15 protein-coding genes and 1 pseudogene are annotated in these 15440 nt (G+C 36.8%); all 16 read right to left on the bottom strand.

The window, feature by feature from the left end; all coding sequences use genetic code 11:
- Window positions 1–94 precede the first annotated feature (94 nt).
- The 16 genes and pseudogenes from aroA to NSQ40_RS08060 all read right to left on the bottom strand — a co-directional run bounded on the left by aroA (window position 95) and on the right by NSQ40_RS08060 (window position 15437).
- On the bottom strand, window positions 95–1378 hold the full coding sequence (gene aroA / locus NSQ40_RS08135; RefSeq protein ID WP_373568678.1) for a 3-phosphoshikimate 1-carboxyvinyltransferase: 1284 nt from the start codon (window positions 1376–1378) through the stop codon (window positions 95–97).
- 331 nt (window positions 1379–1709) lie between these two features.
- Window positions 1710–2822, bottom strand: a complete 1113-nt coding sequence (gene hisC / locus NSQ40_RS08130; protein ID WP_258248224.1) for a histidinol-phosphate transaminase — start codon at window positions 2820–2822, stop codon at window positions 1710–1712.
- Between the two features lie 14 nt (window positions 2823–2836).
- Window positions 2837–3131, bottom strand: a pseudogene (locus NSQ40_RS08125) (chorismate mutase).
- Between the two features lie 53 nt (window positions 3132–3184).
- A complete protein-coding gene (gene aroB, locus NSQ40_RS08120; protein ID WP_003206512.1) occupies window positions 3185–4276 on the bottom strand; it encodes a 3-dehydroquinate synthase in 1092 nt (363 codons plus the stop codon).
- Window positions 4276–5448, bottom strand: a complete 1173-nt coding sequence (aroC, locus tag NSQ40_RS08115; protein WP_018780987.1) for a chorismate synthase — start codon at window positions 5446–5448, stop codon at window positions 4276–4278. The genes aroB and aroC overlap by 1 nt, the downstream gene beginning before the upstream one ends.
- 517 nt (window positions 5449–5965) lie before the next feature.
- Window positions 5966–6412 (bottom strand): nucleoside-diphosphate kinase, encoded by a 447-nt coding sequence (gene ndk, locus NSQ40_RS08110; protein ID WP_003206516.1) that lies wholly within the window; start codon window positions 6410–6412, stop codon window positions 5966–5968.
- Between the two features lie 125 nt (window positions 6413–6537).
- A complete protein-coding gene (gene hepT, locus NSQ40_RS08105; protein WP_003206518.1) occupies window positions 6538–7500 on the bottom strand; it encodes a heptaprenyl diphosphate synthase component II in 963 nt (320 codons plus the stop codon).
- Between the two features lie 32 nt (window positions 7501–7532).
- Window positions 7533–8246 carry a demethylmenaquinone methyltransferase gene (locus NSQ40_RS08100; protein ID WP_003206519.1) on the bottom strand — a complete coding sequence of 238 codons (714 nt, stop codon included), beginning with the start codon at window positions 8244–8246 and terminating at the stop codon, window positions 7533–7535.
- 30 nt (window positions 8247–8276) lie between these two features.
- Window positions 8277–9032: a heptaprenyl diphosphate synthase component 1 gene (locus NSQ40_RS08095; RefSeq protein ID WP_003206521.1), complete on the bottom strand. Its 756-nt coding sequence runs from the start codon at window positions 9030–9032 to the stop codon at window positions 8277–8279.
- Window positions 9033–9415: 383 nt separating this feature from the next.
- On the bottom strand, window positions 9416–9985 hold the full coding sequence (gene folE, locus NSQ40_RS08090; RefSeq protein ID WP_003206523.1) for a GTP cyclohydrolase I FolE: 570 nt from the start codon (window positions 9983–9985) through the stop codon (window positions 9416–9418).
- A 122-nt stretch (window positions 9986–10107) separates the two neighbouring features.
- Window positions 10108–10380: an HU family DNA-binding protein gene (locus NSQ40_RS08085; RefSeq protein WP_001043860.1), complete on the bottom strand. Its 273-nt coding sequence runs from the start codon at window positions 10378–10380 to the stop codon at window positions 10108–10110.
- A 352-nt stretch (window positions 10381–10732) separates the two neighbouring features.
- On the bottom strand, window positions 10733–12211 hold the full coding sequence (gene spoIVA / locus NSQ40_RS08080; RefSeq protein WP_016114091.1) for a stage IV sporulation protein A: 1479 nt from the start codon (window positions 12209–12211) through the stop codon (window positions 10733–10735).
- A gap of 247 nt (window positions 12212–12458) precedes the next feature.
- Complete coding sequence (locus NSQ40_RS08075) at window positions 12459–13169, bottom strand: hypothetical protein (RefSeq protein WP_026008435.1); 711 nt, start codon at window positions 13167–13169, stop codon at window positions 12459–12461.
- Window positions 13170–13278: 109 nt separating this feature from the next.
- Window positions 13279–13482 carry a DUF2768 domain-containing protein gene (locus tag NSQ40_RS08070; protein ID WP_016114089.1) on the bottom strand — a complete coding sequence of 68 codons (204 nt, stop codon included), beginning with the start codon at window positions 13480–13482 and terminating at the stop codon, window positions 13279–13281.
- A gap of 565 nt (window positions 13483–14047) precedes the next feature.
- Window positions 14048–14299, bottom strand: a complete 252-nt coding sequence (locus tag NSQ40_RS08065; protein ID WP_000369751.1) for a stage VI sporulation protein F — start codon at window positions 14297–14299, stop codon at window positions 14048–14050.
- Window positions 14300–14414: 115 nt separating this feature from the next.
- Entirely contained in the window at window positions 14415–15437 is a 1023-nt protein-coding gene (locus NSQ40_RS08060; RefSeq protein WP_003196326.1) for an NAD(P)H-dependent glycerol-3-phosphate dehydrogenase, read from the bottom strand.
- Window positions 15438–15440 lie beyond the last annotated feature (3 nt).

Genomic DNA, 15440 nt, shown 5'->3' with positions numbered 1-15440 from the left:
TCTCTTCTGTTCATTAATCATAAACAACTGTTGCCATGTAAGCAACTCAAAGAAGCAGAAAAGAATCTTCCCAAACTGAAAAGATCCTTTTGCTTCACAGAGATTCTAACTGCTCAAAAAAATTCGGATAGGATACAGCAACTGCATCACCATTTTCAATTTGCATTTCTCCTTCTGCTATACAAGACGCAATTGCAAGCATCATGCCAATGCGATGGTCCCCATGACTATTAACAATATTCCCTTGTAACTTCTGATTCCCATTAATAATCATACCATCTGGTGTCGCTTCAATTTCCGCTCCCAGTTTTCGAAGCTCATCAACAACCGTATTGATGCGATTCGTTTCTTTTACTTTTAACTCCTCTGCATCTTTAATAATTGTTGTTCCTGTCGCCTGTGTCGCCAGTAAAGCAATAATAGGAATTTCATCAATTAACCTTGGAATAAGTGAACCGCCAATTTCAATTCCTTTCAGTTCAGAAGTTTCAATTGTAATATCTCCACATGGTTCAAACTCTTCATTTCGAACATTACGAATTGAAATAAGCGCTCCCATTTCTGATAACACATCCAGAATCCCTGTTCTTGTTGGATTTAAACCAACATTTTTCAATACAAGTTTACTATTTGGTACAATTGCACCCGCTACTAAGAAAAAGGCAGCTGAAGAGACATCACCTGGAACCTCTATTTCCGTTCCTACAAGCGATTGCCCCCCTTGTAAAGAAACAGTTCGCCCTTCTACATTCACTTCACAACCAAATGCACGCAGCATTCTTTCCGTATGATCACGAGATTGTAACGGTTCTGTTACTGATGTCACCCCTTCTCCTTGCAATCCTGCAAGTAAAATAGCTGATTTTACCTGCGCACTTGCTACAGGAGAATGATAGTGTATACCTTTTATGTTTCCTCCACGAATCGACAACGGCGTATATTGTCCATCTTCCCGACCTTCAATTTGTGCATCCATTTCACGAAGAGGGGCTGTAACACGTTTCATAGGACGTTTTCCAATAGATTCATCCCCAATTATAGTACAATGGAAAGGAGCATTCGCTAAAATACCAAGCATGAGACGAATAGTGGTTCCTGAGTTCCCTACATCTAGCACCTCTTTCGGTTCCTGTAATCCAGCTAATCCTTTTCCATATACAATGACATCGTTACCATCTTGCTCAATCATTATTCCTAATTTCCGAAAGCAAGCAATCGTACTTAAACAGTCTTCTCCTAATAAAAAATTTGAAATTTTTGTTGTTCCCTCTGCTATCACTCCAAACATCACAGCGCGGTGTGAAATAGATTTATCTCCAGGCACAGCAATCGTTCCATTCAAACCATTTTTCCGCCTTATGAGTCTCCTCATTTTTATCACCCCTATTAAAAATAATATATACTTTTGTACACCTATATCATCTCTATATATCCATTTTGATTTTCCAACATATAAGTCGCGGCTATAAAAACAAAAGAAGATCCCCACTCATTTTCTCTCTTTGTTTTCACTTGGCATGGGACTGACTGAAAAAAGCTCTGACCGCTTCTATGCACGACCGGATCCTCTCTCCCTCCTAAAAAGAAATGTTTTATGGCGGTTTTCCAATTTGTATGTATATATCTTTATTGTACTGCTTTCCTTCTTCATCGTGCAAATATGTATAGCCTAAAGAAAACGACTCCTATAATGGGAGCCGCGCCTTTTCTTAAGAATATGTTTCTTCTTTCTTTTTTTGCTCTTTCACAAGTTCCGTCAGCAATTCAATAATCTCATCATTCTCTTCTTTTAAACCAACAGTAATACGGATACCATCTGGCAAGCCAAACGCAGCACCTGAACGAACAATATACCCTTTTCTCATTAATCTTTCAAATGCTTCATTACCGGGAATCCCAAGCTTTAAGAATATGAAATTTGTTTGTGATGGATAGTAAAAAACGTCGTACTCCTTACAGAACGTATAATATTGATTTAATCCTTCAGCATTTTGCTTCACGCACTCTTGTAAAAATTCTTGATCTTTTATCGCTACCGAACCAACAGCTTGTGCAACAGCTGATGTATTAAATGGTAATCTTGCTACTTCTAATTGCTGTATGAGTTTTTCATTCCCTACAGCATAACCAATACGAAAAGCAGCTAAGCCATATGCTTTTGAAAATGTACGTAACACCATGAGATTTTCATACTCTTCAAGAAGTGGCAATGTTTGTGGATACTCTTTCGCTCCTGCATATTCATAGTATGCTTCATCCATAATTACGAGTGTTGACTTCGGAACCGCCTCTAAAAATGAAAGTAATTTTTGCTTTTCTACATATGTTCCTGTTGGATTGTTCGGATTACAAATCCATACGATTTGCGTTTGTTCATCAATTTGCTTTAGCATCGTGTCCAAGTCATGAATACCGTCCTTAAGTGGCACTTCACGAACCTCTGCCCTTTCAATTACAGCATGGTGATAGTATTGTGAAAATGTTGGATTTGCCATCACAACATTTGTACCTTTTTCTAATAAAGCGCGACTAACCATTTGAATTACTTCATCTAGACCGCTACCAAATAAAAGTTGCTCTGGTTTCACATGAAGGTGTGCGGCTACTTTTTCACGAAGTTCAAAAGCTGCTCCATCTGGATATAAAGCATATTGTGTGCTTAATGAAGCTAAAGCTTCCGTTACACGTTTTGAACAGCCGAACGGGTTTTCATTAGATGCTAATTTTACAATTTTAGATAATCCATATTCTCTTTTTACTTCTTCAATGTTTTTGCCAGGTACATATGCTTTCAAAGTTAACAATTGCTCTTTTACTCTCATTTTGATTCCCCCTGTCATTTTACTAGATCAGACCGCAGTACAATCGCCTTTTCTACATGCACACACTCTACTTCATGCTGCAACTGTCTTGTCGTGACTGTCATCATCACACGAATACACTTCTGCAAAGCATTCGGTACATCTATTTCTTTTACACACATCACCGGTAATAAGTAAAGTCTTCCAAGTCGCTGCCTGAAAACATGCATTTATGTCAGCTGTTGTAGAAATTAACACCGATACAATATCAGCCGGATAGATTCCATTGTCATTTGCTATTCTCTTCACTAAACGCTCTGTTGCAGTCAATATCTCCTCAGCTTCATTATGTTCGACTGTAATCGCGCCGCGAATTGCGCGAATCAAATAGATTCCTCATCTCTTTGAAATGCTTCTAATGTAGTATGGACAGTCTCATCTGAAATAGATACGACATTCACTACCCCATATTCCTGCATAAGTACCATACGAATTATTCCTGCGTTCGCTTTTTTATCTTGCTTCATCACTTGCACAAGACGTTCTATATTTAGATTCCTTGGCATATGTGGATAACCATACTGAGAAAACCACCGCTTAATTTCCTTATAACCAAGGTCTACTTTATAAATTTGTTCACTTAAGAATATCGCGAATAACATACCAATTGCTACTCCATCACCATGAGTAATTTTCCCATACCCCATCTCTTTTTCAAGAGCATGTCCTAATGTATGTCCAAAATTCAAGTGAGCACGCACACCTTTTTCAGTTTCGTCTTGCGCTACAATATTTGCTTTTACAGGAATTGCTCGCTGTAATATATAAATTAATTTTTCATCCCGTACATCTTCTAATGTTTTCACTTCTCGCTTTAACCAATGATATAATTCAACATCACCGATAAAAGCATGTTTAATCGCTTCAGCAAATCCTGAACGCCACTCTTTTTCCGGTAATGAATTTAAAAATGGTGTATGATATAGAACTGCTTCTGGCTGATGAAACGCTCCTATCATATTTTTTCCTAGAGGGTGATTAATGGCAACTTTTCCACCAACTGCGCTGTCATGTGCCAGTAACGTTGTTGGAACTTGAATAAAGCGAATACCGCGCATAAATGTCGCCGCAACAAAACCAGCTAAATCACCGATCATTCCTCCTCCAAGTGCAACAACTAAAGAATGTCGATCCATCCCATTTTCAAGCGCTGACGTATGAGCCGCATAAAAGTTTTCAAATGATTTTTCTTTCTCTCCACTTGGAACAACAAATGAAAAAACATGTTTTTCTACTTGCAATGCATCCATAACTTCTTCTAAATGAAATGATGCGACAGATTCATCAGAAATGACCATTACATTAGAAACAGTCGGTTCCATATTTCGAACAAGCGCTGTCAAATGTGACAACGCATCTTTTCCTACATATACATCATACTCTTTAGACTGCGTCTGAATATGTATTTTCTCCATTAAAATTCCCTCGCATATTCATTATGTTTCTTAATATTTTCACGAATACAATCCATACGATCTGCTCCAAATTGTTCCACTAAAGCTACTGCTAGTTCCCATGCAACAACTGCTTCCGCCACAACACTAGCTGCTGGTACAGCACAACTATCAGAACGTTCAATGCTCGCTGAAAAAGATTCTTTCGTATCAATATCAACACTTTGAAGCGGCTTATATAGCGTTGGAATGGGTTTCATGACGCCGCGTACGACAACCGGCATACCTGTTGTCATGCCACCTTCTAATCCACCAGCATGATTTGTTCGTCTCGTATACCCTTTTTCTTGATCCCAAAGAATTTCATCGTGCACTTGACTTCCTGGCTTATGTGCCGCTTCAAATCCAATGCCAATTTCCACACCTTTAAAAGCATTTATACTCATTACTGCCGCTGCTAATTTCGCATCGAGTTTTCGGTCATAATGCACATAACTCCCTACTCCAATTGGCATTCCCTCTACAATCACTTCAACAATTCCACCAATAGAATCTCCACTTGTTTTTGCATCATCAATTGCCTGCATCATCTTTTTAGATGCTTCCTCATCTAAGCAACGAACCGGGGATGCTTCTGTAATTTCTTGTAGTTGTTCTATTGAGTCATATGTAAGCTTTTCTGCCTGCACACCGCCAATTTCAATTACATGTCCAGCAACCTTTACACCTAACTCTGCTAAAAGTCTTTTCGCAACAGCTCCTGCTGCAACTCGAACTGTTGTTTCACGTGCTGAAGAGCGTTCAAGTACATTTCTCATATCACGGTGTCCATATTTAATTGCACCATTTAAATCAGCATGACCAGGTCTCGGTCTTGTAATTTGTCTTTTCATTTCTTTTGCTTCTTGTTCAGTTAACGGATCTACTCCCATAATCTTTGTCCAATGGGTAAAATCTCGATTTTCGACAACGAGTGCAATTGGAGACCCAAGCGTAAGTCCATGTCTAACACCACTGACAATTTGTGCTTGATCTTTTTCAATCTGCATACGTCTGCCACGTCCGTAACCTTTCTGCCTTCTTGCTAATTCTTCATTTATATCATCTGCTACTAAAGATAACCCTGCTGGAATACCTTCTAAAATTGTCGTAAGCTGCGAACCATGAGATTCACCCGCTGTGATGTATCGCATCGGATATTCCCCTTTTCTTGTAATTATTTTATCCCACATTAATGATAGGATGAGGATTTGACCGCTTCTACGCATGAGCGGATGCTCTCTCCCACCTAAAAAGAAAGGTTTTATGTCGTCTTTCAAGTTGTATGTATATATAGTGAAGATATAGGATTTCCCTATTTTCTACTATATAACTCCATTTTGTTTTTTCAACATATAACTCGTTGCTATGAAAAACTAAAGGTGACCCGCACTTCTCGCTTTGTTTTCACTTGGCATGGAGCACGAAGAGGGGCTGACCGCTTCTACGCATGAACGGATGCTCTCTCCCACCTAAAAAGAAAGATTTTATGTCTTGTTCAAAAGTTATTCTTCCTTCATAGAGGTTTTACTTTATGTATCAATATATCATACCGAGCCTTACTTCGTAACTATTTGAAACTAAAAAAGTGCAAGAAGAGTATTCACACTCTCCTTGCACTTTTCACTATTACCACAGTAATTAAAGCGTTTACAAATTATTTTAAAATAATTAGTAAATCCATTGATTCATTAATTTTGAGTAGTCTACTAATTCTTCTTCTTTAAAGAAAATACCAATCTCACGTTCTGCACTTTCTAGAGAATCAGAACCATGGATAATATTTTTCGCAACTGTTACACCAAAATCGCCACGAATTGTACCTAGTGCTGCTTCATGAGGTCTTGTTTTACCCATCATATTACGAGCAGTATCTACTACACCTTCCCCTTGCCATACCATTGCAAAAACAGGACCAGATGTAATGAAATCTACTAATTCACCAAAGAAAGGTTTTTCTGTGTGCTCAGCGTAATGTTTTCCTGCAATTTCTGGAGTAACTTGCATTAATTTCGCACCAACTAATTGAAAGCCCTTTTTCTCAAAGCGAGCTACAATTTCCCCAATGAAGGCACGTTGTACGCCGTCTGGTTTTACCATTAGAAATGTTTTTTCCATAAAAAATCTCTCCACTTCTGAATTATGTATGTAATTGTATATCCCCACACACATATTAACACCCTTATCACAATTGTGCAATAGTTTTGAAATAGAGAGATTTTTTTATTTGTAAAAGAAAGTCATTAAAATTTTCGTTTTCCAATATACTTTGCAACATTTTGCAACGCATATTTTGCCTGTCCACGTGGCAAAGGTTTTATTACCTCTAATGCTTTATGTAAATAACGTTCACTAAATGCAAATGCCCGATCAATTGCTGGACTTGTTTTAATATCGTGAATAATTTCTTTCATCTCACTTGCAGTTGTATTTTCATGTACGGATACAATTTTTGCACGAAGCTTTGGATCTTCCATTGCATACAAAGCTGGAAGTGTGACATTTCCTTGCAATAAATCTCCACCAGCAGGTTTTCCTAATTTTTCTTCTGTTGAAACGAAATCTAAAATATCATCAATAATTTGATACGACATTCCAACAAAATAACCATACCAAAACAAACGATTTACAGTATCACGACTTGCCCCAGAAGCAATAGCTCCCAACTGACAACTAGCCGCAATCAACAATGCTGTTTTTCTCTTAATCCGTCGTAAATACGTTCTTAAATTTTGATTATAATCATACTTATCCTTAATTTGTTCGATTTCACCCTTACACACTTCCAAAATTGTATACGATAATGCCTGGTGAGCTTCTGGAACTTCTAAATTCGTAATGCACTCTAGAGACTTTGCAAACAAATAATCTCCCGTATACATCGCAATACGATCTCCCCATTTTGCATTTACAGTTGCACTACTTCTTCGTAAGAGCGCTGCGTCAATTACATCATCATGAACAAGCGAAGCCATATGGATGAGCTCTAGAGCAACTGCAACATGTTTAATTGCATCTAACTTGTAGTCTCCGAATTTCCCCGCAAGTAGCACAAATACAGGACGAATTCGTTTACCACCAGCTTCGATAAGCTGTAATGCCGCATCTTCTATTAGTTGTTGCTCTGAGGCAACAACCTTTTTTAATTCTTTTTCTATTACATCAATATCCGATCGTAAAAAAGAGTACATAAGTTGTAACTTCATATTGTTCACCTTAACCTAAAAACGTCTTTTTTCTATTTTAATTTCGGTTTTAATCCTAAGTGCATAGCTGCTACACCAAAAGTAAATGGTTTCACTTGCACATGCTCAAGTCCTGCTGATTCAAACATCTTCGCTAATTCTTTCATCCCTGGGAATGTGCTAGCAGACTCCTGAAGCCATGAATATTCCTTATAGCTTTTTGCAAACATTTTGCCAAACAAAGGCATAATGTATTTGAAATACAAAATATACATCTGGCGAAAACCAATCATCGTTGGTTGAGATGTTTCTAAACAAATCACTTTCCCGCCTGGCTTTACTACTCGCGCCATTTCTTTTAATACATGCATATAATCAGGAACATTACGTAATCCAAACCCAATTGTTACATAGTCAAATGTATTATCTTCAAATGGAAGTTCCATTGCATTTCCATGCAGAAGCTCCACTTGAGTCAATCCTAATGCCTTTACCTTTTCTTTACCGACAGATAGCATATTTTCACTGAAGTCTAAACCATGTACCTCTCCGTTTGGACCAACAGCATTAGCAAGTGCAATTGTCCAATCAGCAGTCCCACAACACACATCTAACGCCTTACTTCCAGGTTGTACATCCATAATTCGCATCGTTTCTTTTCGCCATGCTTTATGCCTTTGAAAACTTATAACTGAATTCATTACATCGTATTTATCAGAGATTTTTTCAAATACGTCATGTACTCTTTCTTCTTTTGATTGTTGCATGCGCTTACCCTTCTTCCAATATAAAATTGCTTATGTTTTCAATTTATCTTTTAAAGCGGAAACTATCTCATCAATTTCTTTATGGCTTTGAAGAAATGATTTTTCTTGTTCATCCATTTTTTTCAACCACTCTGTAAAGACCGCTTCCACATTTCTGTCATCATCATTTGATAGAGTTGCTTGAACCGCTTGAAAAACAGGTGCAGTTTTTCTTTTAGCATGCAATTGATACTCTTTTTTAAGACGCTTATTCCCTAGCATATACGCTATAAATGGTTTCCAATGTGATAAATGAAAATGATCACATGTTTTTTGTAAAAGTGCCGATTCGATTGTCATAACACTTTTGACTACTTCATCAACTGTTTCATATGCCCTCTGATATAACATAATTTTATGTTCATTAATTTCTTTAATCCCTTCGGCAAGTGCACGAATTAATACAATATCACAATTCATTGAAAGTAAATAATAATACAGTCCACTATAGTAATCACCTGCAAGTACTGTAAGCTGACGACGCTTATGAAATCCACTTGTTTCTTCATCTGCTTTGTTTGATACTTTTTCATGTGTATCAAGAGCGATTTGTACAAGCATAATCGTTAAAACATAGTGATCAATTTGTTCTTTATGTAAATTTGCATTTTTTAAAGCAGCGTATAAAAGCACTACCTTTTCTTCATCAATAAATGGTTCTTCAATATAGTTTATAAAATAAGGATGGCGCAGTTTTGATAGCAACTGCTCCTTTATATCCGCATACCCTCCGTAGATGTCACACACAAAAAATCACCCTTGTTTTCTAATTCATAAAACCTATTATAACACATACATTCTATTTTCTATAACCAAAACTTGGGGAATCAAGATAAACTATACGTTAGATTTCTATTCATACAATACGCATAAAAAACAAAAACTCATTCACCTATAAGTTTATGGACAGCTATCAAAATATATGTAATTTTTTAAAGACTATATCTCTCACTCCATAAACACACATTAAAATGGAATTCTCATTTCTCCTTGCTCATTATAAGAATTTAGATTTCACAGGCAGTAATCCCCACCTAGTTTTGTTGGATATAGACAGTATTTCCTACAAACAACCGGAATCAAAAGTAAAATAATATAAATAAAAAAGAAAAGCAGTTTCCCGCTTTCCTTTACTTTGCCTTAATAAAAGACAAAATTTCGCTACGTGCCGCTGCATCATTTTCTAACACACCGCGCACTGCTGTAGTTACCGTTTTTGCACCAGGCTTTTTCACACCGCGCATTGTCATACACATATGCTCCGCTTCAACAACTACCATAACACCATGTGGTTCTAGCACTTCCATAATAGAATTAGCCACTGTTGACGTAATACGTTCTTGAAGTTGTGGACGACGTGCAATTGTATCTACAGTACGAGCTAATTTACTTAAACCTGTTACTTTTCCACCACGTGGAATATATGCAACATGAGCAACTCCGTAAAACGGAACAAGATGGTGCTCACACATCGAATAAAATGGAATATCTTTTACTAATACAAGCTCCTCGTGCTCTTCTCCAAACACTTTATGCAAATGCTCCTTTGGATCTTCATGCATACCTGAAAATACTTCTGCATACATTTTCGCAACACGTTTCGGTGTATCAAGTACTCCCTCACGATTTGGATCGTCTCCAATTGCCTCTAGAATAAGACGCACTGCTTGCTCGATTTGTTCTAAGTTAACTTTTGCCATCCGCTTAACCCTCCCGAAAAACCTAAAAGTGATACGAACACATTCTAGCATATTTATGATTTTAAAAGCAAAAAGAAGAGTTTCCAAAAAGGAAACTCTTCTTCCCTGTTAATATGTAAGGATTATTTAACCGCATCTTTTAACGCTTTACCAGGTTTGAATGCAGGTACTTTACTTGCAGCGATTTCAATTTCCTCACCAGTTTGTGGGTTGCGTCCTTTACGAGCCGCACGCTCACGAACTTCGAAGTTACCGAATCCGATCAATTGTACTTTATCACCTTGTTTTAAAGCTTCTAAGATAGAATCAAAAACAGCGTCAACTGCTTTTGTTGCGTCCTTTTTAGAAAGGGAACTTGCTTCTGCAACAGCATTGATTAAATCTGTCTTGTTCATGCCATTCACCTCCTCCCAAAGATAAGACTGTATAATGATCATAAAATGAGTCTTACTTTCATTTGTAGGCAATTTTTACAAATTCTATACTACAAAGATGTAGATAAATCATTATCAACGCCTATATTATACGATTCTCCTGTATAATTCAATATTTTTAAAGAAATTGTTACCTCGAAAATGTGAAAAAACGATGAAACTTGACAATATGCTACAAAATATTAGATAATGGCTATTTCTTTTCTCGCCTCCACCTATCTTCCTCACTTTTCTCTGAATCTTGAGACTAGAGTCTTACAGCCTGCAAATAGCGGGATAAAAAAGCAAAAACCCCCTGCTCGCAGGGGGGTCCTTATAAAATAATGGCAATCAATCCGCCAGATCCTTCGTTAATAATTCTTTCTAGCGTTTCTTTTAATTTGTAACGAGCATTTTCAGGCATTAAAGACAATTTTGCTTGAATTCCTTCTCGAACAATTGAACTAAGCGAGCGTCCAAAGATATCAGAATTCCATATAGAAAGCGGATCATCCTCAAAATCTTGCATTAAGTAGCGGACAAGCTCTTCACTTTGCTTTTCAGTACCAATAATTGGCTCAAATGTAGATTCAACATCAACTTTAATCATATGAATAGACGGTGCAACTGCCTTTAATTTCACACCGAATCGCGATCCATGACGAATAATTTCTGGCTCATCTAGGCTCATATCAGCTAAGGCCGGCGCAGCTACGCCATATCCTGTTTGTTTGACCATTCTTAAAGCCTCTGAAACTTGATCATACTCCGTTTTTGCATGAGAAAAATCAAGCATAAGCTTTAATAAATGATCTTTCCCTCTAATTTCTACACCTACAACTTCTTTTAATATTTGATCGTACAATTCATCTGGTGCATATAAATCAATCTCTGCAACGCCTTGCCCCATATCAATCCCAGCTAAACTCGCTCGATCAATAAACTCATATTGACTAAATTGCCAAACAACACGATCTACATCACGAAGCCTTTTTATATCTTTAACTGTCTCTTGAACAGCTTCTTGATAACTTTGACGTAACCAATGTCCCTCATTTAATACCATAACCCAGCTTGGTAGATTCACATTTACTTCCAAAACAGGGAATTCAAATAAAGCTTCACGAAGTACATTGTAAACATCTGTTTCTCTTAAACTCTCCACACTCATTGCTAATACAGGAATATCATGCTCCTCTGATAAACTTTGACGTAACTGTTCTGTATCTGGATGATACGGCTGTACTGTATTAATAATCATGATAAACGGTTTACCCACTTCTTTTAACTCATTGATAACACGTTCTTCTGCTTCTATATAATCTCGTCTTGGAATTTCTCCAATCGTTCCATCAGTTGTAATGACAACCCCAATAGTAGAATGTTCTTGAATCACCTTACGCGTTCCAATTTCAGCAGCCTCATGAAACGGGATGGGTTCTTCATACCAAGGTGTATTAATCATGCGTGGGCCATTCTCATCTTCATACCCTTTCGCTCCAGGAACCGTATAACCAACACAATCTACTAATCGAATATTTACTTCAAGACCGTCATCAACATGGATGGAAACCGCTTGGTTTGGAACAAATTTCGGTTCTGTTGTCATAATTGTACGTCCAGCAGCACTTTGAGGTAATTCATCTTGTGCTCGCTGACGATCTGAATCATTTTCGATATTTGGAATAACAACAAGCTCCATAAATTTTTTAATAAACGTTGATTTTCCTGTTCGAACAGCTCCTACAACCCCTAAATAAATATCACCGCCTGTGCGCTCAGCAATATCTTTAAAAATATCGACCTTTTCCAAGTGATTCCCTCCCTCAAAATTTTTGGGAATAATCCAATTTGTATTCACATACAATATCCTTCACTGATGTCTCCTATCATATGAAATAACATAAAAATATTCTAGAAGTGTGGACAATATATCATATGATTTTGTCCTAAATTCATATGACTATTTAAAAAAAACTTTTTGTTTGCATCATAAGTTGTAATACATGAAAAAACCTTTCTTCTAGAACTTATTCGCTAGAAGAAAGGTTCATGACTTATCATTTAAAAAAAATTGGTTCTCCGTTTCTTACTGTATACGGTAAAGAGTATGCGGGCACAAATGGTGTATCTTTTAAAAGCATATTACGAATATCTTCCCCCTCTTTCAACTTTTCTCCGTTTTTTTGTAACATTTCATATAAATCCATTCGATAATCAACAAAAATTTCCCCTTTTTCATTAATTACAAGCGGTAATCCTTTTCCAGAATATGGACTTGTCACTTGAGGCACATCTTTATATCCCATCTTTTTGAAATCTAGCTCATAAACACCATCTGCAATAACCTTTTTAAAAGGAGGATATTGATGTTCATCACGATACATTTGCAATTTCAACTTAACATCCCGAATTTGTTCTGCCATTCTTACATCGATTAATTTTACCGTTGGATTTGTTTCTACATCTACCAATACATATTGATATACACCACCACTTTCATATGCATTTCCAGGTGCTTCTTGTATATAACGTGGTGCAATTTTTTGAAAATCAATTGGATATTTTTGATAAATTGGTGTGCTCATATCACGCGTTTTAATTGGCAATAAACCATTATTTTGTTCCTTATATGTATTGACTGCCTTTTGTACAGCTTGCAGCTGATCTTCATAAGGGACAGCATTCTGTTTCATATTTTCTCTAGGATACATACATCCTGACAAAAGGCTTATACAACAAAATATTAAAATAATATAGTTTTTTTTCACAGACAATCCATCCTTTATTTTCTCGCTCACATCTATTAAATCTTGTTTATTCATTTCCACCTACCTCTCCACAATCTATTTGAAAACAAAGAGTGGCGATTATTCATTCTTATTGTTCGACTGGCCCACTAAATACAACGAGGAAAATAACAATCCCAGATACAACCATAAGTGTATAAGCAACCAGCGCTGTAATACCTTTCAAAATTTTATTCTTTATTTTATGCCTACTTAATAAAATAAAAGCTACTGCAATAAACATGAATCCCATTGCTCCTAAAGAAAACCACATTTTTATAAGTCCTTCAGACATATACACACCCCTTAATTATCAATCTATTTTTATACTATTTTAACAAATTAAAAATTTTAAACAAATAGAAAAATAATATATGACCATTCTTTTTAGCTGGTAAAGAGCATCCGACCATACATAGAAGCGGTTAGATCCTTTTTCTGCCCCATGCCAAGTAAAAACAAAAGGAGAAAGTGGGTGGAGACTCCCTTTTATTTTCACAGCTAAGACTTATATATTGGAGAATATTTATGTATACGTACAAATTGAAAAAACGGCAGAAAGCGTTTCTTTTCAGGCGGAAGAGAGCATCCGACCATGCATAGAAGCGGTCCGCCCCTCTTCCTGTCCATGCCAAGTGAAAACAAATAAATAAAATGAGTGTAGGTCACCTTTCGTTCTTCATAATGGCGAATTATATATTGGAAAATCAAAATGGATAAATGTAAATAAAAAAACAAAAATAAAACCGAAGCGAATGTATCATCTTCGCTTCGGTTGACCAAATACGCCCACAAACAGCTCCAATCCCATTTCTTCATAGCTATCGTATGCAATCCTCGAACCCTTTGTTTCTCATGCTTTATTTTTTAAACATTTTACTTAACGAGCTAAAGTCTGTTGGCATATTATTATTAATAATCGCTTTTACAATTTGATCTTCTTGCTCTTTTGGTACCTCTCGCCCTGCCATTACTGCGACCTGATGGATTAATTGGCGTAGTACTTTCTCATCGCGTAAATTTGCATTTTGTACAGATGATGCTAATTTAAAAATATCGTCTTTATTTACTTTCGCTTCTTTTTCAATATTATTGAAAATGTTATTATCCATTTTCTTCACCCTCTCTTCAAGTTACAATCCATCGTATGCAAAAAGAAATAAATGGTGAAAAAACCCAGAAAAACAAAAAGCTGTATACGTGTTTTTTCACGCATACAGCTTTTATTTACAATAAATCAGGTATCGCTTCAACTTCATGTTTACGAACACGCCCCATCAATGACCCTACTGCATCTTTCACATTATTTCCATTGAATAGTACATCATATAAGGCTGCCGTAATTGGCATTTCAACTTTCATTTTCTCAGCCATCTCATATGCAGCTTTCGTTGTTCGTACACCTTCAACTACCATACCCATACTATCTAATACTTCTTCTAATGAATATCCTTTTCCAAGCATATTTCCCGCACGCCAATTTCGACTATGGACACTTGTACAAGTTACAATCAAGTCACCCATTCCCGTTAAACCAGCAAATGTTAACGGATTACCACCCATCTTTCTTCCTAAACGAGCAATTTCCGTTAAACCACGTGTCATAAGAGCTGCTTTTGCATTATCACCTAATCCAAGGCCATCCGTTATACCCGCGGCTAGTGCAATAATATTTTTTAATGCCCCACCGAGCTCTACTCCGACAATATCAGGATTCGTATATACTCGGAAATAACTATTCATAAACAAGTCTTGTACTTCTTCAGCTGCTTCCATACGTTTAGCAGCTGAAGTAACAGTTGTCGCTTGACGAAGCCCTACCTCTTCCGCATGGCTTGGTCCTGATAGGACAACAACATCACGAATAAGATGCGCTGGAATTTCTTCTTCAATCATTTCTGAAATACGTTTTGAAGTTCCCGGTTCAATCCCTTTACTTGCATGAATCCAAGTAATTGGCTGTGAAACAATATCTTTCATATTTTTCAATACTTCTCGATACGCTTTCGTTGGCACGACTAAAAGTACTATATCTACATCTACTAATGCCTCTTCTAAAGAAGAGTAGGCTACGATTGTGCTTGGCAATGTAATTCCTGGGAGATACCGGCTGTTCTCATGTTTCATATTGATTTCATCCATGAGCTCCGAACGATTTCCCCAAATACGTACATCATGACCATTGTCAGCTAATACCATCGCTAACGCTGTGCCCCAGCTACCTGCTCCTACTACTGTGATTTTTTTCATAAA

The organism is Bacillus sp. FSL K6-6038 (assembly GCF_038050455.1).
Taxonomy (GTDB): domain Bacteria; phylum Bacillota; class Bacilli; order Bacillales; family Bacillaceae_G; genus Bacillus_A; species Bacillus_A pseudomycoides.
This window is presented reverse-complemented; position numbering and strand designations above follow the sequence as displayed.

Coding starts and splice junctions, on each gene's coding strand:
- ndk (WP_003206516.1), bottom strand. CDS start 6,412: ATGGAAAAAACATTTCTAATGGTAAAACCAGACGGCGTACAACGTGCC.
- aroC (WP_018780987.1), bottom strand. CDS start 5,448: ATGCGATACATCACAGCGGGTGAATCTCATGGTTCGCAGCTTACGACA.
- NSQ40_RS08065 (WP_000369751.1), bottom strand. CDS start 14,299: ATGGATAATAACATTTTCAATAATATTGAAAAAGAAGCGAAAGTAAAT.
- NSQ40_RS08070 (WP_016114089.1), bottom strand. CDS start 13,482: ATGTCTGAAGGACTTATAAAAATGTGGTTTTCTTTAGGAGCAATGGGA.
- NSQ40_RS08060 (WP_003196326.1), bottom strand. CDS start 15,437: ATGAAAAAAATCACAGTAGTAGGAGCAGGTAGCTGGGGCACAGCGTTA.
- NSQ40_RS08085 (WP_001043860.1), bottom strand. CDS start 10,380: ATGAACAAGACAGATTTAATCAATGCTGTTGCAGAAGCAAGTTCCCTT.
- folE (WP_003206523.1), bottom strand. CDS start 9,985: ATGGCAAAAGTTAACTTAGAACAAATCGAGCAAGCAGTGCGTCTTATT.
- aroB (WP_003206512.1), bottom strand. CDS start 4,276: ATGGAGAAAATACATATTCAGACGCAGTCTAAAGAGTATGATGTATAT.
- hepT (WP_003206518.1), bottom strand. CDS start 7,500: ATGAAGTTACAACTTATGTACTCTTTTTTACGATCGGATATTGATGTA.
- hisC (WP_258248224.1), bottom strand. CDS start 2,822: ATGAGAGTAAAAGAGCAATTGTTAACTTTGAAAGCATATGTACCTGGC.
- NSQ40_RS08100 (WP_003206519.1), bottom strand. CDS start 8,246: ATGCAACAATCAAAAGAAGAAAGAGTACATGACGTATTTGAAAAAATC.